Here is a 24,211-nt window from a genome sequence, read left to right on the forward strand (position 1 = left end):
ACCGCCCTTCGGGACTGGACGCACCATGCCTGCCACCACATCGATCTCCCTCCACGAACTTTTCCAATGCATCGGCCGCCCCGACGCGCCGCTGCTCATCGACGTCCGCACCGCGGAAGATGCCGCGGCCGACCCCCGCATGCTCCCGGCCGCCATCGCCCGCGATTCGCGCGACATCGCCGCCTGGGCGCCCGCGCTGCGCGGCGCGAGCATCGTCGTCGCCTGCCAGAAGGGCCTGAAGCTTTCGGAGGGCACCGCCGCCTGGCTGCGCCACGAAGGCGCCGAGGCCCGCGTGCTGGAAGGCGGCTTCGTCGCCTGGCGCGACGCCGGCCTGCCCCTGGTCCGCACCGGCCTGGTCCCGCCCCGCGACGCGCAGGGCCGCACCATCTGGGTCACCCGGTCGCGCCCGAAGGTCGACCGCATCGCCTGCCCCTGGCTGATCCGCCGCTTCATCGACCCCGCTGCCCTGTTCCTGTTCGTCGCCCCCGCCGAGGTCGCCGCCGTCGCCGACCGCTTCGGCGCCACGCCCTTCGACATCGAGGGCGTCTTCTGGAGCCATCGCGGGGAGGGCTGCACCTTCGACACCATGCTCGATGAATACGGGCTGCAAACGCCCGCCCTGCGCCGACTCGCCCTGCTGGTGCGCGGCGCCGATACCGCGCGGCCCGACCTTGCCCCGCAAGCCGCCGGCCTGCTCGCCGCCTCGCTCGGCCTGTCCCGCCTCTATCCGGACGACCTGGCACAGCTCGAGGCCGGGCTCGCGCTCTACGACGCCTTCCATCTCTGGTGCCGCGATGCCACAGAGGAAACCCACAACTGGCCTGCGTCCGCGCTCGCCCGAGGAACCGCCGCCTTCGGCCCGGGAGCCGCCTGATGGACCAGCAGCCCACCACCCCCTTCCCCACACTGCGCGAGGCGTTCCGCGTGTGGCTCCGCATCGGCCTGCTGTCCTTCGGCGGCCCCGCCGCCCAGATCGCGCTGATGCACCGGGAGGTCGTGGAACAGCACCGCTGGGTCTCCGATGCGCGGTTCCTGCACGCGCTGAACTTCTGCATGCTGCTGCCGGGGCCGGAGGCGCAGCAGCTTGCCACCTATCTCGGCTGGCTGATGCATGGCGTGCGCGGCGGGCTGATGGCCGGCCTGCTGTTCATCCTGCCCGGCGCCGCGGTGATGCTGGCGCTGTCCATCCTCTACGTCACGCTCGGCACCGTGCCGCTGGTCGCCGCGCTGTTCTTCGGCCTGAAATGCGCCGTGCTGGTGGTGGTGGTGGAAGCCCTGCTGCGCGTCGCGAAGCGCGCCCTGCACGGCGCCGCCGCCTGGGCGCTGGCCGCCGCCGCCTTTCTCGCGCTGTTCGCCTTCGACCTGCCTTTCCCCGTCGTCGTGCTCACCGCCGCGCTCCTCGGCTATGCCCTGCCGCAGCACTTCACCGGCGGCGGCCACGGCACGGCCAAGGACGGTCCGCCCGCCCTGCTGGATGCGCTGATCGCTCAGGACCCGGACCGCATCCCCCGCATGGCCCGCATGGCCCGCCGCGCCGGCCTGATGGCCCTGGTGCTCTGGGCGTGGCCGGTGGCGCTGCTCGCCGGCACCGTGCCCTGGGGCGACATCGCCTGGTTCTTCTCCGTCATGGCCGTCGTCACCTTCGGCGGCGCCTATGCCGTGCTGGCCTATGTCGCGCAGCAGGCGGTCGAGACCTATGGCTGGCTGACGGCGGCCGACATGCTGGCCGGCCTCGGCCTTGCCGAGACCACCCCCGGCCCGCTGATCCTGGTGCTGCAATTCGTGGGCTTCCTTGCCGGATCCGCCCAGGGCATCTGGACCGGCATCCTGGCCTCCCTGCTCGCGCTCTGGGTCACCTTCGCGCCTTGCTTCGCCTGGATCTTCCTCGGCGCCCCCTTCGTGGAGCGCCTGCACGCCGAACCGCGCCTGAAGGCGGCCCTGGCCGGCGTCACCGCCGCCGTGGTCGGCGTCATCGCCAACCTCGCCTTGTGGTTCGCGCTGCGCGTGCTGTTCGCCCGCGTCGAGACCACATCCCTCGGCCCGCTCCGCCTCGACCTGCCAGTGGCCGAGACCCTGCAGCCCGAGGCGATGCTGCTCAGCATGCTCGCCGCCGCCTGCCTGTTCGCGGCAAAACTCGGCCTGCTGCGCACCCTCGGCGTCACCGCACTCGCCGGCTTCCTGATGCGCGCCCTGCTGGGCTAGATCGTTACGCCTTAAACACTGTGACAACACACCCCGCGATAGGCTGCATCTCCCATCCCCCAAGGGTCACGAGATGCCACTTCCCAAACTCAGCTTCGCGCGGGGCCTGAAGCCGCGCCTGATCCTGTTGGCACTGATGCCGGCCGTCCTTGCGGTGGCCGTCGTCGCCGGCACCGAGATCGTCAGCGCGACGTTGCAGGAGGCGGAGCGGACCGAGCAGACCCTGCAGCGCGCGGCGCAACAGGCCGAGTTGCGGGTCTCGGGCCAGGAGCAGCGCATGCTGGCGCATGCCAGCAACATCGCCCAGCGCGGCGACCTCGCCGCCGCACTCCAGTCCGGCGATGCCGCCGCCCTGCGCGGCATGCTGGTGCCCGCCATCGCGGCCCTCCGTGCCGTCGATCCGGTCGTGGATGTCCTCGAGGTCACCGACATGCGGGGCCGCGTGCTGCTGCGCGGGCACAATCCCGACCAGTCCGGAGATGACAAATCCGGCCTCGCGGATGTCGCGCGCGCCCTCCAGGGCAGTGCCCTGTCCGGCCTGACCTTTTCGCCGGCCAGCCGGCAACTCGCGATGGGCGCCGTGGTGCCGGTCCGTCCCGGCGCCCCCGGGGCGCCGGTGCTGGGAACCGTGCGGGTCGCCAGCCGCATCGGCCAGCCCGGCGCCATGGAAATCGCCGCGGCGACGAACATGCAGGTGCTGCTGTTCGCCGGTGATCGGCTGAGCGGCTCCACCCTGCAAAACCTTCCCCAGGAAACCCTCGCGCCACTCCTCGCGCCGACCCTGCCCGAGATCGCCACGCTCGGCACCCACGGCAGGTTCCAACTGCGGTCCTTCCCGCTGACGGACCTGCGCGGCCAGCCGGCCGGCCGCGTGGTGATCGGCGAAAGCACCCTCGCGGCGGAAGCCGCCCACCAGACGCAGCTCCTCAAGAACCTCGGCATCGGCGCCGTCGTGCTGCTGCTGACCGTGCCGCTCGGCCTCTTCGCCGCCCGGTCCCTCGCCGTGCCGCTGGCTGGCATGGCGGAGGCGATGCGGCGGATGTCGGGCGGCGACCTGCTCGTGGCGGTGCCCGGCCAGGGCAGAGCCGACGAAATCGGCGCCATGGCTGCGGCGCTGGAGGTGTTCCGCCACAATGCCGAGCAGACACGGCAACTGGAAAGCGCCGCCGCCGCCGAACGAACGCGGCGCGAGCAACAGGCGAAGGAGATGGAACGCCAGACGCGCGATTTCGGCGGCGCGCTGTCCGGCGTCATGCGTGGCCTGTCCGCGGCGGCGGACCACATGGGAGTCGCCTCCCGCGACATGGCCGCGACCGCGGAACAGACCGAACAGCGGGCGCGGCAGACCGCGGCCCATGCCGATTCCTCGGTCAACGATCTCGGCTCGGTCGCCGCGGCGGTGGAGGAACTCACGGCCAGCGTCGGCGAGATCGCGCGTCAGGCCGGCGGTGCCGCCAGCGCAGCGCACAGCCTGGCCGGCCGGGCCGAACGCGCCGACGCCACCATGGTGAAGCTGGCCGAGGCCGCCGCCACCATCAGCGACGTCGCCCGCCTGATCGGCGACATCGCCGGCCAGACCAACCTGCTGGCGCTCAACGCGACCATCGAGGCCGCCCGCGCCGGCGAGGCCGGCAAGGGCTTCGCCGTGGTGGCGAACGAGGTGAAGGCCCTGGCCGCACAGACCGCCAAGGCCACCGGCGAGATCAGCGGCCAGATCCAGGCGATCCAGGCCGCCGCCGGCGAAGCGGTGGACACGGTGCGCGGCATGGCGAACGAGGTGCAGGAAATGGGCGCCACCGCCTCCGCAATCGCCGCCGCGGTCGAACAGCAGGGCGCCGCGACGCGCGACATCGCCGGCAACGTCAGCACGGTGCTCGATACCTCCCGCCGTACCGTCGCCGCGATGGAGGAAGCCGCCGCGGCGGCGCGGCACGCGCGGGAATCCAGCGCCTTCGTGCAGAACGCCGCCAACGAGGTCGGCGCCGAGACCACGACCCTCGGCAAGGAAGTGGATTCCTTCATGGCCGTGCTGCGCGACACAACCGGCGACCGCCGCCAGTACAAACGTGTCCCGGGTGACCAGCGCCGCCTGAGGATGCATCCCGCCAGCGGCGAGCCTTTCGCCGGAAAATTGCGGGACGTCTCGCTCGGCGGCGTCGCCCTGGAAGGCGAGGGTCCCACCCCGCCGGGTCTGCGCGCCGGGCTCGGCCTGCGACTGGACCTGGGCGCGGGCGCCATCGTCGAGGCCCGCATCGCGCGGCTGGACTGGCCGACCCTCGGCCTGGTGGTGCGGCAGGAGGCGGAGAATACCCGTCACCTGCAGCACCTGCTGGATCAGCTTGCCGCCCGCAAGGCCGCCGCGTGAAGCCAGCGGCCCGGCGCGTTCATCCGGCGGGGGCCAGCGCCTCCGCCGCCAGGATGCCCAGCAGCCGCCCGGCCCGCTCGCCGGGCGCGAACACCGCCAGCGCGCCCTCCGGATACTCGGCCTGCGCCAGCCCGCGCCCGAGCACCATGCCCATCGGCACGATATGCCCGACCAGCACATCGGTGCGTCCGGGCGCGGAGGGCCGGCCACTTCGTTCGCGCAGCCAGGCAATGTTGGCGGCCAGCATCGCGGGGTCCGGCGTGTAGTCATCCGCCGTCAACCGCGGCTCCACCACCGTCCGCGCGCCGAAGGCCAGCTCCGCCGTATCCCGCGCCCGGAACACCGGGCTGGCCAGCACCTCCCCCAGCGGCACGCCCAGCGCCGCCATCGCCCGGCCGAGCGCCCGCGCCTGCGCCCGCCCGGCATCGCTCAGGTTGCGCTGCGCCGCCCGATCGGACAGGTCGCCCCGGTCCACCTGCCGGCGATCCGTGATCGCATGCCGCAGTACCACCACCACGCCCCCGTCCAGCAGCGCCCGGATCAGCGCCGCCGCCTCGGCGCCCCGAGACGTCGCCGCAACGGCCTCGCCCGCCCCGAAGCTCGCCAGCGCCAGGCCGCCCAGCCTGCGCCGCGTCCACCCCACGCTCACCCGCCGCTCGTCAGCGCCACGGCACTGTAGGGGTTGATCCGGGTCGTGCCGCGAACCAGCCGCACCTCCCGACGCAGCCAGATGCCCGTCGCCAGATCCCACCACAGCGTCTCCACCCGCAAATGCCGGTTCGTGAACATGCCCTCGACGGACCGGCTGAAAACCAGCGCGGCATGCGCCCGCCCGGCCACCGACGTCTGATCCTCCCGCAGCAGGCGCCAGTGTTCCTGCCACATCCCGTCGCTGGCCGCGACGGTCAGCCGCGCCTCCCGCCCCGCCGCCCGCCCCGCCGGCGCCGGCCAGAACGGCGCCAGCGCCTCGCGGAACGCGGCTTCATGGGCGGAAGGCAGGGTCAGGAAGTTCAGCAGCCGCCGCTCAACGCCACCGCGCACCACGACAAGGCAGACCAGCGGATCGGCAGGATCGGCGCCGCGAAAGGCGATTTCGCCGCCATCGTCATACCGCACCTGCGCGCCGGCTGCCGGGCAGCGGAAACCCCATGGCAACCCCGGCACCGCCGGCCGCACCACCCCCGCCATCCCGGCCGGCGCCTCGGCGGGTGGCGGCGCCTGCACCTGCGGCCGTCCCGGCGCCGCGGCGCGCAGCACCACCGGCTCCAGCAGGCTGCTGTTCTCCCATGGGGTCTGCCGCCCCGCGGTTGCCTGCCGCACCTCGCTCCGCACCCGCCGCAGCGTGATCTGCAGGTCGACGCCCGGCTGTTCGATATGGCGCAGCAGCGCCGCGGTGAAGGGGCTGTTGCCGGTGCGCCCATCCTCCGCCACCGCCCCCGGCGAGGTGGAGAACGCGATCAGCGTGCCGGAATCCTGCGCCTGCACCGGCGCCAGTCCCCGCCCCAGGCTGCGCGTGCCACCCAGCCCGCGCATCTGCACCGCCAGCGGATTGTCGCGGCAGGCGTCGAGGATGACGATCCGCGTTCGCGCCCGCTCCATCTGCCGCAGCACGGTATCCAGCCCGACCAGTTCGAACGCCACCTCCCGTGCATCGGCAAGTCGCGCATCGGTCGGCACCAGCCAGTTCTCGCCGCCGAGTTGCAGCCCGTGCCCGGCGAAGAACAGCAGGGCGATGTCCGCCCCCTCCGCCGCGCGCCCGAAGCGGCCAAGTGCCTGTTCCAGCCGTGCCCGCGTCGCATCCGTCACCAGGTCCACGCCGAAGCCCAGCCGCCGCAGCGCCGCCGCCACCCCGGCGGCGTCCCGCGCCGGATTCTCCAGCCGCGCCGCTGCGGCGTAGTTGCCATTGCCCACCACCAGCGCCACCCGCTGCGCCAGCGCCGGCTGGATCGCGCCGACGACCAGCGCCAGCACCAGCACGGCCAGAACCCTTCGCCCCATCGCCCTGCTCCCGCCTTTTTCCGGCGAGGCTACAGGCGAGGCGCGCGGTCAGCCCAAGGTAAACGCCTCATGTACCGCCGTCTTGATGCCGCCGCCCACAACCGGGCCGCCGCCGGCCACGTAGATGAAATCGCCGATCGTCACCGCCCCCATGCCATGCCGCGGCGTCGGCATCGGTGCATGGTGCTGCCAGGTGTCGCTCGCCGGGTCGTAGCTTTCCATCTGGCCGTGCACGCGGCCGGTCAGCACGCGGTTCTCGAACCAGCCGGATTCCCCGCCCATGGCAAAGAACCGCCCGCGATACAGCACCAGCCCATGGCCTGACCGCGGCGTCGGCAGCGGCGCGCGCTCCACCCAGGTGTCCTGCGCCGGCAGGTACACGTGGTGCAGGCCGGTGTTGTATTCGAAGGTGTTGAAGCGCCCGCCGATAATGTGGATGACGCCCTCATGCGCCAGCACGCCGGCATGGTCGCGCGCGCCCGGCAGCGCCTTGCGCATCTCCCATTTGTCCGCCTGCGGGTCATACACCTCGTGCCATCCCACTGAGGCGCGCTCCCGCTCCGGCTCCGAGGCGCCGCCGATGTGATGGATCTTGCCGTCGATCACCGCCAGCGCGCCCGCCCCGCGCGGTCGCGGCATCGGCGCCAGCCGGTCCCAGCGGTCAGCCGCCACGTCATACGCGAAGGCCAGCGTATCCGCCCCGCGGTTCTGGTTGCTGAAGCCGCCGAAGGCGTACACGCGCCCGGCCGCCGCCACCACGCCCACATGGTTCGCCCCGCGCGGCAGGCGCGCCGCCTCCCGCCAGGTGTCGGAGGCCGGGTCATAGATGTGGTGCCAGGTGTTGTTCACCTGCTGCTCGGCATAGCCGCCGACGACATGCAGCTTGCCGTCCCATTCGGCGGCCCAGGCCATTTCCGTGCGCGGCAGCGGCAGCGGCGCCCGCTGCACCCAGCGCCCGGGTGTCCCGGCCGGCGCCGGGCTGTCGACGAAGCGCTGCGCATACTGCGCCGGCGTCAACTGCACCGGCCCGGCGCCCCGCAGCGGCGCCATCCTGTCCTGCGGAATGGCCAGCCCATGATGCGGCGCCGGCGCCGCCTGCTGCGCCCGTGCCGCCCCGGCCCCGCCCAGCAGCGCCATGGCGCCACCCAGCATCATCCTGCGATCCATCCCGACCTCCATCCCGAACCCGGCGAAGCATAATCAGGTCCCCGACCGCGCGAAGCCCGATTCCAGCGGCATCCTTCGATGCCATCCTGTATCAACCCGGCGAACCCCCGGCGGTGGGCAGCGTTGATCCCGTCGAGATGACCCGGCCCCAGGAGACACTGCCCATGACCCGTACCGCCCGAATGGCCGCCCTTGCCGCTCCGCTGGCGCTGCTGGCTGCCTGTTCCGACCCGAACGACCGCAACCAGCGCGCTCTGGCCGGCGGCGCCCTCGGCGCCGGCGCCGGCGCCCTGGTCGGCTCGGTCACCGGCAGTGCCGGACGCGGCGCGCTGATCGGTGGCGCGCTGGGTGCGGTCGGCGGCGCCCTCACCCCGGCCCCGGCGCCCGAGCGCATCCCGCCCGACCCCTACGTCGCCGCCCCGGTCGATCCTGCCTATGGCGGCTGGTACGACCAGTACGGCCGCTGGCACCAGGGCCCGCCTCCAGCCGGCTACCGCCCCAACTACCGCTGACGCTCGAAGCCCTCGCCCCCATGAGGGGAGAGGGCTGGGTGAGGGGGTGGTCGAGGTGGACGAGCGCCCTCAGGCCACACCCCGCGTCGGCAGCGGCTCGAAGCACAGCCCCCGCGCCAGCAACCCGGTCACCAGATCCTCGAAGATCGCGGCGAACGGCTCCCGCCGGCTGCGCACGCCCCAATGCATCACCAGCACCTCCCCCGGCGCGATATTCGCCAGGTTGCGCCGCAGCAGCGCCGCGTTCGGGTGCGCCCCGCTGTCCAGCTCATCGCCGAGAAACCCGTTCCGCGTCCAACCCTGGTGCCGCAACCCGCATTGCGCCGCCAGCGCCACCGCATTGGGCGTGGTGATCCCGCCCGGCGCTCGCCACAGCGGCAGCACCCGTGCTTCCGGAGAAAACCGCCGCAGCGCATCCACCGGCCGCTGCAATTCGGCGCACATCCCCGCCTGGTCGAGCACCACCTGCCCTTCGCCGCGTCGCGACCGGAAGGTGGTCCGCCCCGGCCCCGGATCACCGGCAAAATACCAGTGCCGCCAGGTGTGCGAGGCAAAGCTGTGCCCCTCCGCCACCCGCGCGCGCCAGAATGGCGCCCAGCTGTCGGACAGGCTGGTATCGCCGCGGAACGTCGGCTCATCGGCGATGAACAGCGTCGCCGTCACCGCATGGCGCCGGAGCACCGCCGCGATCGCCTCCGCCTCCCGGCTCCAGCCGGTATCGATGGTCAGGTAAATCGGCCCGCGGCAGCCACGCGGGGCCACCTGCGCCAGGGCCGGGCTGGCCAGTAGCGCCGCCCCTGCCGCCAGCAGTCCCCGCCGGGTCACGGCGAGCGCCGCAGCGCCGCCGGCAGCACCGGGCTGGGCGAGATCGGCGCCGGCACCAGCCCGGCTGGCGCCGGCGGCGCCATCGCCGGCCGCCCCGGCATCGGCGTGAACAGCGGCCGCGTGCCGGACATCGCCCCCATCCCCGCCAGCGCGAAATCCGCGCCCTGCGCCAGGGACTTGAAGAAGATGCCATGCGGCGAACGCCCGACCCGCGCCGTCTCCCAGGTCTCCCCGGCCGGGTCCAGCACGGCCACGCTCCGGCTCCAGCGCAACGTCATCCAGATGCGGCCCTGCGGGTCGAAGGTCAGGCAATCCGGCCCGCCCGGGATGTTCCACACCCGGCGCACCGCCAGCGTTTCAGGATCGATCTCCGCCACCCGGCTGTCCACCCGGCTGGTGGCGTACAGCGCCCGGCCGTTCGGCGCCGGGTAGATGGTGTGCGCCCCGCGCCCGAGCGTGAAGGCCGGCTTCACCTCCCGCGTCCCCGGGTCCAGCGTCACGAAATGGGTGCTGCCCATGATGCCCATGATCAGCCGGCCACGATGCCAGATGATCCCGGCCGGCTCCGGCCCCACAGGCTGCACCCAGGCCTGCGTCATGTCGGTCAGGTCGAAGGCGGCGACGGTGCCGTCGCCCTGGATCGTCACATAGACCATCCGGCTGTCCGGGCTGAACGCCACGTGGCTCGGCTTGTCCCCGGGCCGAAAGCGCTGCACCAGTTCAAGCGTCCGCGCATCCAGCACGTCCACCTGCCCACGGCGCAGGCTGGCGATCACCAGGAACCGGCCATCCGGGCTGAATTCCAGATGGTAGGGGTTCGAGATCGCCGCCCGCCGCTGCACCTCGCCCGTTGCCGGGTCCAGGAAGAACACCTCGTTCCCACCCGAATCCGCCACCACCAGCTGCGAGCCATCCGGCGTCAGCACCAGGTGATGCGGCTCCCGCAGCACCGGAATGCGCAGCTTTTCCGCCCGCGTCGCGGCATCCAGCACCGAGATCGTCGCGTCGGCGGAGTTCAGCACATAGACGAGGTCCGCCCGCGCCGGCGCCCCCCCGAGCAGCAGCGCGACAAGGACGGGAACGCAGCGCCAGGCCAAGGTTCAGGTTCTTCCGGCTACGAGACAGGCCCGCAAAATCGCCGCTGGACCGGCGAAAGTCCAGCGGCGGCGCCGGTCATTCCGCCGGCTGAAACACCATCGCCACGCCGTTCATGCAGTAGCGTTCGCCGGTCGGCGCCGGCCCGTCCGGAAACACGTGGCCGAGATGCCCGCCACATTGCGCGCAATGCACCTCCGTCCGCGTCATGAAGAAGCTGCGGTCCGTGGTGGTGGCGATGCCGCCGGGCAGCGGCTTGAAGAAACTCGGCCAGCCGGTGCCGCTCTCGAACTTGGTGGCATTGTCGAACAGCTCATGCCCGCAGGCGGCGCAGGCGAAGGTGCCGGGCCGCTTTTCGGTCAGCAGTTTGCTCGTGCCCGGCCGCTCCGTGCCGTGCTGGCGCAGCACCTTGAAGGCCTCCGGCGAAAGCTCGGCCCGCCACTCCGCCTCCGACTTCTGCACCGGGTAGGTGTCGGCCGGCTTGTCCTTGCTGAACAGCGACATCGATTTGCTCCTCAGGCCGCCTGCGCCTTCAGGCGGGCAGCGAATTGCTTGCGGAACTTGGCGACCTTCGGCGCCACCACCACACGGCAATAGCCCGACCACGGGTTGCGCGCGAAGTAGTCCTGGTGCTCGGCCTCGCCCGGCCAATACTCGGTCGCCGGCACCAGCTCCGTCACCAGCCGGCCGCCCCAGATTCCCGCCGCCTCGATCTCCGCCATCACCGCCCTGGCCGTCTCCGCCTGCTCGGGCGAGTGGGTCATGATGATGCTGCGATACTGCGGGCCGACATCGTTGCCCTGGCGATCCTTGGTGGTCGGGTCGTGCAGCGTGAAGAACATCCGCAGCAGGTCGGCATAGCTCAGCACCTCCGGGTCGAAATCCACCCGCACCACCTCGGCATGCCCGGTCTGCTTGCCGCAGACCTGCTCGTAGGTCGGGTTCGGCACATGCCCACCGGCATAGCCGCTCTCCACCCGGGTCACGCCCTGCACGTGCCGCAGCGCGCCCTCGATGCACCAGAAGCAGCCGCCGCCGAGCGTCGCGGTTTCGGTCGTCATGGTCGTATCTCTCCTCGTTTGGGACCTATGTGGGGTGTTCGTCCCGAGGATGCACGGGGTTCCGCTGCGCGGGCGGGGGTTCCGCTGCGTCGCCGGTGGGGGCACCCTGCCCTGCATGACCCAGACTGACCCCCGCCTCGCCGATGCCGTCGCCTTCGCCGAGGCCCACGAATCCCCCTTCCCGCGCGACCTCCTCGCGCATCTCGAATCCGGCCACTTCGACCCGCCGCCGCACAACGCCGTGCTCGGGCCGGTCTTTCCGCGCGGCGCGCCCAACGGCCTGGTCCTGCACCGCGGCCAGCGCATCGCCGCCTGGGGTGACACGCGCCAAGCGGACATGACCTTCAGCGCCGCCAAATCCTACCTCTCCCTCCTCGCCGGCATCGCCCAGGCGGACGGCCTGCTGCCGGACCTCGACGAGCCGGTCCGCGCCCGCATCCGCGACGGCGGCTTCGAATCCGACCAGAACAGCGAGATCACCTGGCGCCATTTGCTGACCAACACCTCCGAATGGGAGGGCGAGTTGTTCGGCAAGTCCGACCGCATCGACCGCGGCCGCGACCTCGCCCGCGAAGCCGCCGCGCGCAAAGGCATGGACCGCCCCCTCGCCCGCCCCGGCACCTACTGGGAATACAACGACGTCCGCGTGAACCGCCTGTCGCTGTCCCTGCTGCACCTGTTCCGCCGCCCGCTGCCGGAAGTCTTCGCGGAGCGTATCCTGGACCCGATCGGCGGCAGCCGCGACTGGGTCTGGTACCCCTACGACAACGCCTGGGTCGAGATCGACGGCCGCCGCCTGCCCTCCGTCCCCGGCGGCACCCATTGGGGCGCCGGCCTGCGCATCCACGCCGAGGACCAGGCCCGCATCGGCCAGCTCGTCCTGCAGAACGGCGCATGGGAGGGCCGGCAGGTCGTCCCCGCCGAATGGATCCGCCAATCCCTCGCGCCCTGCCCGCTCAACCCCTCCTACGGCTTCCTCTGGTGGCTGAACGGCGCCAACCGCTGGCCCGGCGCGCCCGCTGACTCGGTCTTTGCCATGGGTGCCGGCGGCAACGTCACCTGGATCTGGCCCGCCGGCCAGGTCGTCGCCGTGCTGCGCTGGGTGAACCCAGAGGCGGTCGGGCCCTTCTGCGCCAGGGTCGCGGCGGCGCTGGGCTGAGGCGGCACAGGATCATGCTCCGCCTCCTTGTCCTGCCCGGCGACGGCATCGGCCCCGAGATCACGGAGGCGACGCTCCAGGTCCTCCGCGCCGCCGATGCCCGCTTCGGCCTCGGCCTCGCCTTGGAGACGCAGCCGATCGGCCTCGCCACGCTCGCCAGCCACGGCACCACCCTGCCCGACAGCGTGCTGGCCGCAGCGCGCGCGAGCGACGGCATCATCCTCGGCCCGATCAGCCACCTGCACTACCCGCCGCGCGACCAGGGCGGCATCAACGTCTCGGCCGCGTTCCGCGTCGGCCTCGACCTGTTCGCCAATGTCCGCCCGGCGCGCACCCGCCCCGGCCTTGGCCGCGGCCACCAGCCGCTCGACCTCGTCATCATGCGGGAGGCGACGGAGGGCTTCTATCCCGACCGCAACATGCACATGGGCCAGGGCGAGTTCATGCCGACGCCCGATGTCGCGATCTCGATGCGCCGCATCACCCGCCACGCCAGCCTGCGCATCGCCCGTGCGGCCTTCGACCTCGCGCGCCGGCGCCGCAACAAGGTTACCGTGGTGCACAAGGCCAACACCTTCATCATGACGGACGGCCTGTGGCTGCGCTGCGTGCGGGAGGTGGCGCAGGACTATCCGGAGGTGACGCTGGACGAGATCATCGTCGATGCCTGCGCCGCCATCCTGGTGCGCGACCCGCAGCGCTTCGACGTTCTGGTCGCCACCAACTTCCACGCCGACATCCTGTCGGACCTCGCCAGCGAATTGTCGGGCGGCCTCGGCCTTGCCGGCAGCACCAACGAGAATGCCGAGCTTTGCTGCGCCCAGGCCCAGCACGGCAGCGCGCCGGACATCGCGGGGCAGGACCGCGCCAACCCCTGCTCGCTGATCCTGTCGGCCGCCATGCTGCTGGACTGGCACGCGCGCCACCGCGCCAACGCCGCCGCCGGCGCGGCCGCCACCGCCATCAACGCGGCCCTGGATGCGTTGCTGGCGGACCCGGCGACCCGCACAACGGATCTCGGCGGCCCGCTCGGCACCCGAGCCTTCGCCGGCCGCCTCGCCGCCGCGCTGTAAGCCACTGGCGCAAGCCCTCCCGCCCCGCCATCCTGCCGCCAGAAGAAACGCCCGAGGATACTTCCATGCGTCGCCGCCACATCCTGGCCGCCCTCGCCGCCCCCGCCTTGGTCCCGGCCGCGGCGCGCGCCCAGGGCAACTACCCTACCCGCAGCATCACCCTGATCGTCCCCTGGGCGCCCGGCGGCTCCAACGACGTCGTCGCCCGCCTCGTCGCCCCCCTGCTCGGCGAGCGGCTCGGTCAATCCGTGGTGGTGGAGAATCGCGCCGGCGGCGGCGGCTCCATCGGCATGGGCCAGGTCGTCCGCGCGCGGCCGGATGGCTACACGCTGCTGGTTTCCTCGGCGTCGAACCACGTCTTCCACGCCCTGGTCTCGCCCGACCTCGGCTACGACGTGCGCGAGGCCCTGTCTGGCATCGCCATGATGGTGGACGTGCCCAACGTCCTCGCCGTGAACCCCGCGCTCGGCGTCTCCAGCGTCCCCGAACTGCTCGCAAAGATTCGCGCCGCGCCCGGCGGCCTGTCCTTCGGCTCCTCCGGCATCGCCAGCTCCAACCACCTGGCCGGGGAGCTGTTCCGGATGATGACCAAGGTGGACCTGACCCACGTGCCCTATCGCGGCGGCGGCCCGGTGGCGACGGATCTTTCGGCCGGCGTCATCCCGATGGCTTTCATGAACCTACCCACGGTCATCGGCCCCGCCGATGCCGGCCGTATCCGCATCATCGGCGTCGGCACGGAGGAACGCGTGCGCTTCCGCCCGGATATCCCGACCATCGCCGAACAGGGCCTGCCCGGCTATTCGGTCCGCAGTTGGACCGGCCTGTTCGCCCCCCGCGGCACCCCGCGCCCGATCATCGACCGGCTGGCCGAGGCGATGCGCCAGGCGCTCGACAACGCCACCGTCAAGACCCGCCTGACCGACCTCGCCAGCGAGCCGATCTGGATGGCGCCCGACGCCACGGATACCTTCGTCCGCGCCGAGTTCGACCGCTGGGGCCCCGTGGTGCGTGCCGCCAACGTCACCACCGGCTGAACGGCTTGCGCGTCCGGCCAAAGGCCGGCTTGCGTACAAGCCGTTTCGCCTTCAGATATCGACGACCAGCGGAGGACAGTTGGACATGAGGGACGGCACCGATTTCGTCGAGCTTGCGCGCATCTGGCGCGGCCCGCTGGTGGAAAGCGTACATCGCGGCACCGTCGTGGTGGCCGATTTCGAGGGCCGCCTGGTCGGCAGCTGGGGCGATGCCGGGCTGATGACCTTCCCGCGCTCCTCGCTCAAGCCGTTCCAGGCGATGGCCCTGGTCGAGAGCGGCGCCGCGGACGCCTTCGGCCTGACCGACGAGCACATCGCCATGGCCTGCGCCTCGCACAGCGCGGAGCCGTTCCAGGTCGCGCTGGTGAATGACTGGCTCGGCCGCCTGGGCCTCGATGAATCCGCCCTGGTCTGCGCCCCGGCCCTGCCGCGCGGCGAGGCCGACATGGGCAACGCCTTCACCAGCGGCGGCCCGCGTCGCGTCTACCACAACTGCTCCGGCAAGCATTGCGGCTTCCTGACCGTCGCGAAGCACTTGGGCGCCGGCCTGGATTACGCCGACCCGGCGCACCCGGCGCAGAAGCTGTACCTCTCCATCCTGTCCGAATACCTCGGCCAGGACGCCGCGAAGCTGCCGATGGGCCGCGACCAGTGCGGCCTGCCCGCCTTGGCCCTGCCGATGCGCAGCCTGGCCCGCGCCGCCGCCCGCCTTGCGCTGGGCTATTCCGGCGACGCCAACCGCCGCGCCGCCGCCCGCCGCGTGCTCGGCGCCATGGCCGCCCACCCGGACCACCTGCAGGGCACGGACGCCGCCACCGCCCGCGTGGTCCGCGCCACCAATGGCCGCGTGGTGCTGAAAGGCGGCGCCGAGGGTTTCCTGATGGCGATGGTCCCCGAACGGGGCTTGGGCATCTGCATCAAGACCGCCGATGGTTCGCCCCGCGCCAAATTCGCCGTCCTCGCCCGCGTCCTCGGCCATTACGGCGTGCTGGAGACCGCGGAGGCCGAGGCCCTCATCCCCGACCTCTGCCCCCCGATTACCGACAGCACCGGCGCTCTGGTTGGCGGCACCGAGATCGTCTTTGAAAAGCCCGTCGCCACCACCCCCACCAAGGCCACCCTCGGCTTCTGGCTCGGCGGCGTGAAAGAAGCCTTCTTCTGAGAAGAAAGCCCTCTCCCCTCACTTCCGGGGGGAGAGGGTTGGGTGAGGTTGCCTCGCCACGCTTCGCCGCGCACCGAAGCGGACGCGCCCGCAGTCTGCTACAATCCCGGCATGATCGCCGTCATCTTCGAAGTCTGGCCCGCGAACGGCGAACGCCAGCACTACCTTGACCTCGCCGCCGCGCTGCGCCCGGAGTTGGAAACGGTCGACGGCTTCCTTTCCATCGAGCGCTTCCAGTCTCTCGCCGACCCCGGCAAGCTCTTGTCGCTGTCCTTTTGGCGCGACGAGGCCGCGGTCCAGGCCTGGCGCCAGCGCGAAACCCACCGCGCCACGCAGGCCAAGGGCCGTGCCGGCGTCTTCCAGAACTACCGCCTCCGCGTCGCCGGCGTGCTGCGCGATTATGGGATGCACGACCGCGCCCAGGCGCCCGCTGACAGCCGCGCGGCCCACCGGGGCTGATCAGCCGGTCGCGAAGATCGCCTTGCCCGCCGCCAATCGAAAAATCCGCGTCGGCCGCTCCACGCCGACCAGCCGGTGTACGATCAGGATCACGCTGCGCCCCGCGGTCGCCTCACCCAGCGTCTCCAGGAAAGCGCGCTCCGTCTCCGGGTCCAGCCCCGCCGCCGGCTCGTCCAGGATCAGCACCGGCGCCTCCGACAGCAGCGCGCGCGCCAGCACCAGGCGTCGCGCCTGCCCGCCGGAAAACCGCACCCCCGCCTCGCCGCAGCGCGTCGCCAGCCCCTCCGGCAGCGCCCGCACCACCTCGCCGATGCCGGCGCGGTCCAGCGCCTGCCACAGCGCGGCCTCCTCCGCCTCCGGCCGCCCGATCCGCAGGTTCGCCTCGATGCTGTCGTCGAACAGCCGCGCATCCTGCGTCAGGCAGGCGATCCGCCCGCGCACCGCATCCGCCGGCAGCGCCGCGAGATCGACCCCACCGAGCGTGATCCGCCCCGCCTGCGGCGCCGCCAGCTTCAGCAGCAGCGACGCCAGGGTGGATTTCCCGATCCCCGAAGGCCCGAGCAGCGCGATCCGCGCCCCCTCCGGCACATCCAGTTCCAACCCGTCGAACACCGGCGCCCGATCCGCCGCCCAGGCGAAATGCAACCCCTCGATGCGGATCGCGTGGCCGCGTGGCGTTGCCACCGGCGCCTCCGGCTCCGCCACCGGCGGCGCCTGGTCCGCCGCCTCGAACAGCCGCCGCGCGCTCGCCCCCGCCGCCGCCAGCGCCGCCCCGGCCCGCGGCATCAGCCCCAGCGCCTCCCCCGCCGCCGTCGCCAGGAACAGCCCCAGCACCGCCGCCGCGACCCCTGCCTGCCCGGACGCCAGCCCATAGCCCAGCGCGCCCAGCATCGCCGCCTGGCTCAGCAGCGCCCCCGCCGCGCCGCCCCAGGCCCCGCGCCGCGCCAGCGCCCGCTGCGCCGAGGCCAGCGCCGCACCCTCCTGCGCCACCCGCGCCGAGGCACGCGCCTCCGCTCCCGCCGCCAGCGTATCCTCGATGCCCGTGAGCGGATCGACCACCGCCGCCCGCAGCGCCCCCTGGCTTTCCGCCACGCGCTGCCCGGCAGAGGCCGCCCCCGGCGCCAGCAAGGGCGGCAGCAGCAGCGCCGCGGCCAGGGGCAGCGCGACCAGCGCCGCCAGCGCCGGGTCTATGGCGCCCAGCACCAGCGCGATCGCCAGCACTGCCGCCACCCCGGCAACCCCCGGCACCACCGCGCCGAGATACACCCGGTCCAGCGCATCGATGTCCGAGACCAGCCGCCCGAGCAGATCCCCCGCGCGTCGAAACCCGAGCCCCGCCGGCAGCCGTTCCGCCAGCCGGCGAAAGAACCAGATGCGCGTATCCGCCAGTGCCCGGAAGGTCGCCGCATGCGTCACCAGGCGTTCCAGGTAGCGGAACACTGGCCGCAGAAGCACCACCGGCCGCAGCCAGATCAGTGCCGCAGCGCCCCCCGCGAACACCGTGCCCTGCGCCACCCCCTCCGCCACGCCCCGCCCCGCCAGCCCGAGCAGCGCCAGCCCTGCCAGCGCCGCCGCCACGGCCATCGCCGCCCCTGCCGCCAGCCACCAATACCGCCCGCGCCAAAGCCCCAGGACCCGCACCAGATCGCGCGTCATCCCGAAGCCCTCTCCCCTCTCGGGGGGAGAGGGTTGGGTGAGGGGGCCCGCGCCGACCTCCCTCATTCCCCCGCCAGCCTTCCCGCCACGCCCTGCTGCCCCACGGCCCGCCCGGCCTCGATCTCCAGCACCCGCCCGAGCGCGCGCTGCGCCGCCCGGCTATGGCTGGCGATGATCGCGGTCCGCCCCGAACACAGCCGCCGCAGGCTGTCCAGCACCTCCGACTCGGTCCCCGGGTCCAGATGCGCCGTCGGCTCATCCAGCAGCACCAGCGGCGCATCCCGCAGGAAGGCCCGCGCGATCGCCACCCGCTGCGCCTGCCCACCGGACAGCCCGAAGCCGCCCTCGCCCACCAGCGTGTCCAGACCCTGCGGCAGCGCCTTGGCGAAATCCACCACCCGCGCCGCCACCGCCGCCGCCTCGACCTCCGCCGCCGAGGCTCCCGGCCGCGCCAGCGCGATATTCTCCCGGATGCTGGCGCGGAAAAGATGCGCCCGCTGCCCGACATAGGAGGACAGCCGCCGCAGCTCCGCCGGCGCCAGCTTCGTGGCGTCCCGCCCGTTCAGCGAAATCCGCCCGCCATCCGGCCGCAGGAATCCCATCAGCAGGCGCAGGACGGAGGACTTGCCCGCCCCCGACTGCCCCGCCAGCACCAGCGTCTCCCCGGCCATCACCCGGAAGCTCAGCCCATCCAGCGCCGCCGGCCGCGTCGGGTCATAGACCAGCCGCACATCCTGGAACGCCACCGTCAGCTTCCGCGGCATCTCCTCCAGCAGCAGCCCGCCCGCCGGCTCCACCTCCAGCAGCGGCGCCAGCTCAGCCGCCGCGCCTCGCGCGGAAAGCCGCTCGTGATAGGCCTGCGAGAAGGCCCGCAGCGGCGTGAACAGTGCCGGCACCAGCAGCAGGCAGAAGATCGCGCCCGCCGGGTCCGGATGATTGGCGCCCAGTATCGCCCCGTGCCGGATCGCCAGGCACGCGATCGCCCCGGCCGCCAGCGCCTCCATCGACGCCGAGGACAGGAACGCGACCCGCAGCACCCGCATGGTCCGCGCCCGCAGATCCTGCGCCGCCACGCCCAGTGCCTCGGCCTCCGCCTCCTGCCGCCGGAACAGCACCAGAGTCGGCAACCCGCGCATCCGATCCAGGAACCGCCCCGAAAGCTGGTCGAGCGCCGCGAATTGGCGGCGGCTGGCCTGTGCCGCACCGATCCCGGTCAGCGCCATCGCCACCGGTACCAGCAGCGCCGCCACCAGCAGGATGGCCCCGCTCGTCGCATCCACCGTGAAGGCCGCCAGCACCACCAGCCCCGGCCCGATCATCGCCAGCATCGCCGCCGGCAGCCAGCGCGTGAGGAACCCTTCCAGCGCCTCGATGCGGTCCACCACCAGCGCCGCGCGCTCGCCCACCGGCCGCTGGTCCCCGGCGCCGCCGGCCAGAAGCCGCTCGAACGCAGCGCCTCGCAGCCTGGCCTTCGCCGCCTCCCCCGCCGCGATCAGCGCGCGTTCCTGCGCCACGCCCAGCCCTGCGGAGACCAGCGCCAGCGCCGCAACCGCCGCCAGGCTGCCCCAGCCGGCCTCGCCATATCCCAGAAGCCGAGCGATCAGGGTGGCGATCAGCCAGGCCTGCGCGATGCCGATGGCGACCTGGGCCGCGCCCAGCCCCACCGGCAAGCCCAGCCGCCGGCGTGCCGCCCGCGCCTCGCGCTGCAGCAGCGCGGACGCCGCATCCCCCCCTTGTCTCGCCCTTGGCATGTCACCTCGTAAGATACGCCAGCGGCTCGCTTTGGTCACCCCGTCGTGACCAATGGACTTGCCCTGTGGCGCGGAATCCCCACCCTGCCCTCACCGCCGCCGGAGCCTCGCCACATGCTGCCCACCCATGGTCGCTACGCCTACACGCCCTGGCGCGGCCGCACCCCCTATGCCTGGCCCAACGGCACGCGTCTCGCGGTCTATCTCGGCGTCAACCTGGAGCACTTCGCCTTCGGCGAAGGCCTCGGCGCCGAACTCGCGGCCGGCGGCCCGCAGCCCGATGTCCTGAACTTCGCCTGGCGCGACTACGGCAACCGCGTCGGCGCCTGGCGCCTGCTCGACCTGCTGGACGAATTGTCGTTCCCGGCCACGGTCCTGCTGAACAGCGCAATGTACGATTACGCGCCTGACCTTATCGCCGCCCACCGCGCCCGCGGCGACGAAATGGCCGGCCACGGACGCACCAACTCCGAACGCCAGTCCATCCTGCCCGAACCCGGCGAGGCCGCCCTCATCGCCGAATCGACCGCCGCCCTGACCCACCACGAAGGCGCCGCCCCGCGCGGCTGGCTCAGCCCCTGGATCGCCGAAAGCCGCACCACGCCGGACCTGCTGGCCGAGGCCGGCTACCGTTATTCCATGAACTGGTGCGCCGACGACGCCCCCATCTGGATGGCGACCCGCGCCGGCCCCCTGCTCGCCATGCCCTACCCGCAGGAGGTCAACGACATCCCCGCCATCGTCGGCCGCAAGGACTCATCCGAGCAATTCGCCACCACCATCCTGGACGATTTCCACGAGCGCCTGCACCAGGTGGCGGACGGCCTGGCCCAGGTCATGGGTATCGCGCTGCACCCCTACATCATCGGCCAGCCGCACCGCATGCGGCATCTGCGCCGCGCGCTGACCGAGATCGCCCGGCACCGCGACGCCATCTGGATCACCACCGCCGGCGCCATCTTCGACCACGTCGCCACCCTGCCCCCCGGCATCATCCCCGGTTCGGAGTTTTGCGAATGACCCGCCTCCTCGCCTCGGCCCTGCTACTGCTGCTCGCCGCGTGCAGCACCGCGCCCTCCGGCCCGCCGCCCGCCACGGTCGCCCAGGTCGACCTCGCCCGCTACGCCGGCATCTGGTTCGAAATCGCCCGCTACCCGAACAGCTTCCAGGACGCCCCCGGCCAGGTCTGCATCGCCACCAGCGCCACCTATACGGCGCGGCCCGATGGCCAGATCGGCGTCATCAACCGCTGCGAAGACGCCGCCGGCCAGCCCAACATCGCCAACGGCAGCGCCTACGCCGTGGACGGCACCGGCAATGCGAAACTGCGCGTCAGCTTCTTCTGGCCCTTCTACGGCGACTACTGGGTGCTCGGCCTGGACCCCGACTACCGCTGGGCCCTGGTCGGCGCCCCCAACCGCAAATACCTCTGGGTCCTGTCCCGCACCCGCGCGATGACGGAGGCCGACTACGCCGCCGCCACGGCCATCGCTGCGCGCGAGGGTTTCGACCCTGCCCGCCTGCGCCGCACGCCTCAGCCCAGCTCGAACGTCGCCACGCCGTAAAGCTGCGCGGCCCGGATTTCCGGTGCCGGCCCGGTGTACATCCGAGCCGTCTCGAACACCGGCCGCAGCCCCAGCCGCTCCGCCAGCCGCACCGCCTCCCGCTGCGGCTCCGGCACGTCGAGGAACACCGTGCCGCCGCCCGGTACCCGCGCCAGCAGCCCCGCCAGCAGTGCCTCCGCAACCGCCGGCGACCCCGCCACCAGCGGCCCCACCTTGTGCCCCTCCCGCGCCGGCCGGATCACGCCGAAGCCGTCGACCTCGCCCGCCGTCACATGCGCCAGCGCCACATGCCCCGGCGCCGTCAGCCACGCCCGCAGGAAATCCTCCCGCGCCGCCGGAAACACACCCCGGTCCAGCGCCGCCAGCGCCGCGAAGGGCACCTCCCCCGCCGGGACGATCCCCGCCGGGACAATGCCCGCCGGCACCGGCAGCGCCCCCGGCACGCCGCCAAACCGGATGTTGTTCCAGGCGAGACAAAACCCCGATTTCCGGTAGTTCGCCTGCTGCGCCACCACCCCATCCAGCCCGACCAGCCGCCCCGCCAGCCGCGCCATCGCCGCCCGCCACACCGCCATTCCGTGCCCCTTCCCACGCAGGTCCGGGCGCGCGATGTAGAAGCCGATAAAGCCGAACGTCGCGCCGTAGCGTGTCGCGGCGATTACCGCGGACAAGGCACCGTCCTGCTCCACGGCCAGGAATGCCTGCGCATCCTGCGCCAGGAAACACGGCAGGTCCGAAAGCCCCGGATTCCACCCCTCCGCGGCCGCCCACTCCACAGCGGTCGCCGCGCGCGCCGCATCAAGGGTGACGATCCTCATCTCAGTGCATCACGTCGCCGCCATTCGGCGACAGCGTGGCGCCGACGAAGAAGTCACCGCCGGGAGACGATGCCAGCAGCAGCGCCGCGTGCGCGATCTCCTCCGGCTGCCCGACGCGCCCCAGCGGCAGCTTCGCTCCCGTCCGCTCCGCCCACCCCTCGCCAAGCTGCGCCGTCAACTCGCTCACCACCGGCCCCGGCGCGATCGCGTTCACCAGGATGCCCTTCGGCGCCCCCTCATGAGCCAGGGCCCGCGTGAACCCGATCAGCGCCGCCTTCGCCATGCAGTACGGCACGATGTTCGCCGCGCCTTTCAGCCCGAGTTGACTCGCCGTGGTGATGATCCGCCCGCGTCCACGCGCCGCCATGCCGTCCCACACCGCCTGCGCCGCGAAGAAGCTCGCCTTCACATGCACGTCCATCACTCGGTCGAACATCGCCTCCGTCACCGCCTCAATCGGCCCGCGCAGGTTCAGCCCGGCATTGTTCACCAGCACGTCGCACGGCCCGAGCGTCGCCTCCGCCCCGGCAATGAAAGCCCGCAGCGCCGGCAGGTCCGCCACGTCGAGGTCCACAGCATGCACCCGCCGCCCCATCGCGGTGATCTGCGCCGAGACCTCCGCCGCACCTGCCTCGTCATGCAGATGGCAGAAAGCGATGTCTGCCCCCTCGCGGGCGAACAGCAGCGCGATGGCGCGCCCGATCCCGCGGCTGCCGCCGGTGATGATTGCCACCTGCCCCGCCAACGCCCTGCTCATCCCAACAGCCTCCACCGCCCGCCGACCGCCCACCACGATGCGCTCCGAGTTCAGCAGCGCCTGCGTGGCCAGGACATGCCGGTTCGTTGCGTTGGCATGCCCGCTCCTACCGCCGCCGGCAAGACGCCGAACAGGCGCCGCCCCACGCCCCTTGCAGCGACCCGATTCCACGCGATGCTGCCGCACCCCTTGAAAGCCGCCGCATGTCCGACACGCCCGCGACCATCACCCTCGCCGAGATGCAGGCCCGCGTGCACCAGGGCGTGCCGCTCGCCGCCGCCTGGGAGATCGAGGTGCTGTCCTTCAGCGCCGGCCTCGCCCTTCTACGCCTGCCCTTCCGCGCCGACCTGCTGCGCCCCGGCGGCACCGTCTCCGGCCCCGCCCTCATGGGCCTCGCCGACGTCGCCATGTGGGTCGCGCTGCTATCCCTCAGCGAGGGCCAGGACGAGAGCCTGACGGCCAGCCTCGCCATCACCTTCCTCCGCCCGCCACCGCCCCGCCCCGTCCTGGCCGAGGCCCGCGTCATCAAGCGCGGCCGGACCCTATCCTACGGCGAGATCACCCTCCGCGCGGAAGGTGCCGCCGAAGCCTGCGCCCACGCCACCACGAGTTGGGCCGCCCGGCCCCGGCAAAGATGAAAACCCCTTCACATTACATACCCGCAATCCCATATCTTCCCCAACGGAGATGGAGGAAAGCAAGATGCGCGCCCGCGACCTGATGACCCCCGACCCGATCAGCTTCCCACCGGAAACCCCCATCCAGGTGGTGGCACGCGCCTTCGCCGAGCGCGGCATCTCCGGCGCCCCGGTGGTCGATGCTGAGGGCCGCCTGGTCGGCATGGTGACGGAGGGCGACCTGCTGCGCCGCCTCGCCGCCCCGCTGGACAAGCCCGAAAGCTGGATCGCCACCCTGCTGGCCCCCGCCGCCAAGCAAGCGGACCGCTTCGCCCGCACCCACGGCCGAACCGCCGCCGACGTCATGACCCGCGGCGCCGTCTCGGCGGAGGAAGACATGCCGATCGAGAAGCTGGCGCAGGCCATGGAGCAGCGGAACATCCGCCGCATTCCCGTGGTGCGCGGCGACAGGCTCGTGGGAATCGTCTCCCGCGCCGACCTGATCCGCGCGCTTCTGCAACCGCCCGAAGCTCTGGCCGCCGACGCACCGGATGAACGCATCCGCCGCGACCTGCTCGCGGCCATGAAGACCCAGCCCTGGATCGATGCCTTCTACATCTTCCCCGAGGTCAAGGACGGCGTCGTCTATTTCCACGGCTTCTGCCGCAACGAGTCCGTCCGGCGCGCACTGCACGTCCTGGCGGAGAACCTGCCCGGCGTCCGCGACGTGAAGGTGATGGTGGAACGCCCGCCGCTGCCGGTCGTGGGCGCCTGATCGGCGCCGGGCGCAGGAACAACACGCTCCGGCGAGTCATCAGGTATTCGGCGCTTTCGCCTTGAAGTCGCCGAAAATCGAGACCAGGATTTTCAATTGAGGCCCGGGCCCCTCTGGCGGCGCACCCCCGGCATTCCGCGATGTCGGGCCTCCAACC

Annotated in this window: 24 protein-coding genes; 13 read left to right on the forward strand and 11 right to left on the reverse strand. The window is 72.4% G+C overall.

What is annotated here, in order from left to right:
* The first annotated feature begins 25 nt into the window (after positions 1-25).
* The 3 genes from ACLF3G_RS02695 (at position 26) to ACLF3G_RS02705 (ending at position 4,567) form a co-directional block, all read left to right on the forward strand.
* Positions 26-874, forward strand: coding sequence for a chromate resistance protein ChrB domain-containing protein (locus ACLF3G_RS02695; protein WP_430667770.1), 849 nt, complete (start codon positions 26-28; stop codon positions 872-874).
* Positions 874-2,202 carry a chromate efflux transporter gene (gene chrA / locus ACLF3G_RS02700; protein ID WP_430667771.1) on the forward strand — a complete coding sequence of 443 codons (1,329 nt, stop codon included), beginning with the start codon at positions 874-876 and terminating at the stop codon, positions 2,200-2,202. Before ACLF3G_RS02695 ends, chrA begins: the two co-directional genes overlap by 1 nt.
* 73 nt (positions 2,203-2,275) lie before the next feature.
* Positions 2,276-4,567: a methyl-accepting chemotaxis protein gene (locus tag ACLF3G_RS02705; RefSeq protein WP_430667772.1), complete on the forward strand. Its 2,292-nt coding sequence runs from the start codon at positions 2,276-2,278 to the stop codon at positions 4,565-4,567.
* A gap of 19 nt (positions 4,568-4,586) precedes the next feature.
* On the opposite strand, the gene ACLF3G_RS02710 is transcribed toward ACLF3G_RS02705, so the two are convergent.
* Genes ACLF3G_RS02710 through ACLF3G_RS02720 form a run of 3 tightly spaced genes read right to left on the reverse strand, consistent with a single transcriptional unit; the run spans position 4,587 to position 7,732 of the window.
* Positions 4,587-5,216 (reverse strand): histidine phosphatase family protein, encoded by a 630-nt coding sequence (locus ACLF3G_RS02710; protein ID WP_430667773.1) that lies wholly within the window; start codon positions 5,214-5,216, stop codon positions 4,587-4,589.
* Positions 5,213-6,565, reverse strand: coding sequence for a caspase family protein (locus tag ACLF3G_RS02715; protein WP_430667774.1), 1,353 nt, complete (start codon positions 6,563-6,565; stop codon positions 5,213-5,215). Before ACLF3G_RS02715 ends, ACLF3G_RS02710 begins: the two co-directional genes overlap by 4 nt.
* 48 nt (positions 6,566-6,613) lie before the next feature.
* Positions 6,614-7,732: a Kelch repeat-containing protein gene (locus tag ACLF3G_RS02720; RefSeq protein WP_430667775.1), complete on the reverse strand. Its 1,119-nt coding sequence runs from the start codon at positions 7,730-7,732 to the stop codon at positions 6,614-6,616.
* 164 nt (positions 7,733-7,896) lie between these two features.
* Between ACLF3G_RS02720 and ACLF3G_RS02725 the strand changes: the two genes are divergently transcribed.
* The gene (locus ACLF3G_RS02725) at positions 7,897-8,244 is read left to right on the forward strand and encodes a YMGG-like glycine zipper-containing protein (protein ID WP_430667776.1); all 348 of its coding nucleotides are present in this window, start codon (positions 7,897-7,899) and stop codon (positions 8,242-8,244) included.
* 69 nt (positions 8,245-8,313) lie between these two features.
* Here the strand turns inward: ACLF3G_RS02725 and ACLF3G_RS02730 are convergent, their stop codons facing one another.
* From ACLF3G_RS02730 to msrA, 4 genes are all read right to left on the reverse strand, one after another.
* Positions 8,314-9,069, reverse strand: a complete 756-nt coding sequence (locus ACLF3G_RS02730; RefSeq protein WP_430667777.1) for a polysaccharide deacetylase family protein — start codon at positions 9,067-9,069, stop codon at positions 8,314-8,316.
* Entirely contained in the window at positions 9,066-10,166 is a 1,101-nt protein-coding gene (locus ACLF3G_RS02735; protein WP_430667778.1) for a beta-propeller fold lactonase family protein, read from the reverse strand. The genes ACLF3G_RS02730 and ACLF3G_RS02735 overlap by 4 nt, the downstream gene beginning before the upstream one ends.
* Before the next feature lie 76 nt (positions 10,167-10,242).
* Positions 10,243-10,668, reverse strand: a complete 426-nt coding sequence (msrB, locus tag ACLF3G_RS02740; protein WP_430667779.1) for a peptide-methionine (R)-S-oxide reductase MsrB — start codon at positions 10,666-10,668, stop codon at positions 10,243-10,245.
* Between the two features lie 11 nt (positions 10,669-10,679).
* Positions 10,680-11,225, reverse strand: coding sequence for a peptide-methionine (S)-S-oxide reductase MsrA (msrA, locus tag ACLF3G_RS02745; protein WP_430667780.1), 546 nt, complete (start codon positions 11,223-11,225; stop codon positions 10,680-10,682).
* Between the two features lie 115 nt (positions 11,226-11,340).
* Here msrA and ACLF3G_RS02750 point away from each other — a divergent pair, with 115 nt between their 5' ends.
* From ACLF3G_RS02750 to ACLF3G_RS02770, 5 genes are all read left to right on the forward strand, one after another.
* Positions 11,341-12,384 (forward strand): serine hydrolase domain-containing protein, encoded by a 1,044-nt coding sequence (locus ACLF3G_RS02750; protein ID WP_430667781.1) that lies wholly within the window; start codon positions 11,341-11,343, stop codon positions 12,382-12,384.
* A 14-nt stretch (positions 12,385-12,398) separates the two neighbouring features.
* Positions 12,399-13,457, forward strand: coding sequence for an isocitrate/isopropylmalate dehydrogenase family protein (locus ACLF3G_RS02755; protein WP_430667782.1), 1,059 nt, complete (start codon positions 12,399-12,401; stop codon positions 13,455-13,457).
* A gap of 65 nt (positions 13,458-13,522) precedes the next feature.
* Positions 13,523-14,494: a Bug family tripartite tricarboxylate transporter substrate binding protein gene (locus ACLF3G_RS02760; protein WP_430667783.1), complete on the forward strand. Its 972-nt coding sequence runs from the start codon at positions 13,523-13,525 to the stop codon at positions 14,492-14,494.
* A gap of 85 nt (positions 14,495-14,579) precedes the next feature.
* Complete coding sequence (locus tag ACLF3G_RS02765; RefSeq protein ID WP_430667784.1) at positions 14,580-15,656, forward strand: asparaginase; 1,077 nt, start codon at positions 14,580-14,582, stop codon at positions 15,654-15,656.
* Positions 15,657-15,767: 111 nt separating this feature from the next.
* Positions 15,768-16,115 (forward strand): antibiotic biosynthesis monooxygenase family protein, encoded by a 348-nt coding sequence (locus tag ACLF3G_RS02770; RefSeq protein WP_430667785.1) that lies wholly within the window; start codon positions 15,768-15,770, stop codon positions 16,113-16,115.
* On the opposite strand, the gene cydC is transcribed toward ACLF3G_RS02770, so the two are convergent.
* Positions 16,116-17,771: a thiol reductant ABC exporter subunit CydC gene (gene cydC / locus ACLF3G_RS02775; RefSeq protein ID WP_430667786.1), complete on the reverse strand. Its 1,656-nt coding sequence runs from the start codon at positions 17,769-17,771 to the stop codon at positions 16,116-16,118.
* Positions 17,772-17,833: 62 nt separating this feature from the next.
* The gene (cydD, locus tag ACLF3G_RS02780) at positions 17,834-19,522 is read right to left on the reverse strand and encodes a thiol reductant ABC exporter subunit CydD (RefSeq protein WP_430667787.1); all 1,689 of its coding nucleotides are present in this window, start codon (positions 19,520-19,522) and stop codon (positions 17,834-17,836) included.
* 114 nt (positions 19,523-19,636) lie between these two features.
* On the opposite strand from cydD, the gene ACLF3G_RS02785 reads away from it, so the two are divergent.
* Entirely contained in the window at positions 19,637-20,542 is a 906-nt protein-coding gene (locus ACLF3G_RS02785; RefSeq protein WP_430667788.1) for a polysaccharide deacetylase family protein, read from the forward strand.
* Positions 20,539-21,087 carry a lipocalin family protein gene (locus ACLF3G_RS02790; RefSeq protein ID WP_430667789.1) on the forward strand — a complete coding sequence of 183 codons (549 nt, stop codon included), beginning with the start codon at positions 20,539-20,541 and terminating at the stop codon, positions 21,085-21,087. The genes ACLF3G_RS02785 and ACLF3G_RS02790 overlap by 4 nt, the downstream gene beginning before the upstream one ends.
* Here the strand turns inward: ACLF3G_RS02790 and ACLF3G_RS02795 are convergent.
* Entirely contained in the window at positions 21,057-21,905 is an 849-nt protein-coding gene (locus ACLF3G_RS02795; RefSeq protein WP_430667790.1) for a GNAT family N-acetyltransferase, read from the reverse strand. The two genes, ACLF3G_RS02790 and ACLF3G_RS02795, sit on opposite strands and share 31 nt — an antisense overlap.
* Position 21,906: 1 nt before the next feature.
* On the reverse strand, positions 21,907-22,662 hold the full coding sequence (locus ACLF3G_RS02800) for an SDR family NAD(P)-dependent oxidoreductase (protein ID WP_430667791.1): 756 nt from the start codon (positions 22,660-22,662) through the stop codon (positions 21,907-21,909).
* Positions 22,663-22,865: 203 nt separating this feature from the next.
* On the opposite strand from ACLF3G_RS02800, the gene ACLF3G_RS02805 reads away from it, so the two are divergent.
* Positions 22,866-23,300: a PaaI family thioesterase gene (locus tag ACLF3G_RS02805; RefSeq protein WP_430667792.1), complete on the forward strand. Its 435-nt coding sequence runs from the start codon at positions 22,866-22,868 to the stop codon at positions 23,298-23,300.
* Between the two features lie 64 nt (positions 23,301-23,364).
* Positions 23,365-24,054, forward strand: coding sequence for a CBS domain-containing protein (locus ACLF3G_RS02810; protein ID WP_430667793.1), 690 nt, complete (start codon positions 23,365-23,367; stop codon positions 24,052-24,054).
* Positions 24,055-24,211: the final 157 nt, after the last annotated feature.

The sequence above is a fragment of the Falsiroseomonas sp. HC035 genome (assembly GCF_050563525.1).
Lineage (GTDB): Bacteria > Pseudomonadota > Alphaproteobacteria > Acetobacterales > Acetobacteraceae > Falsiroseomonas.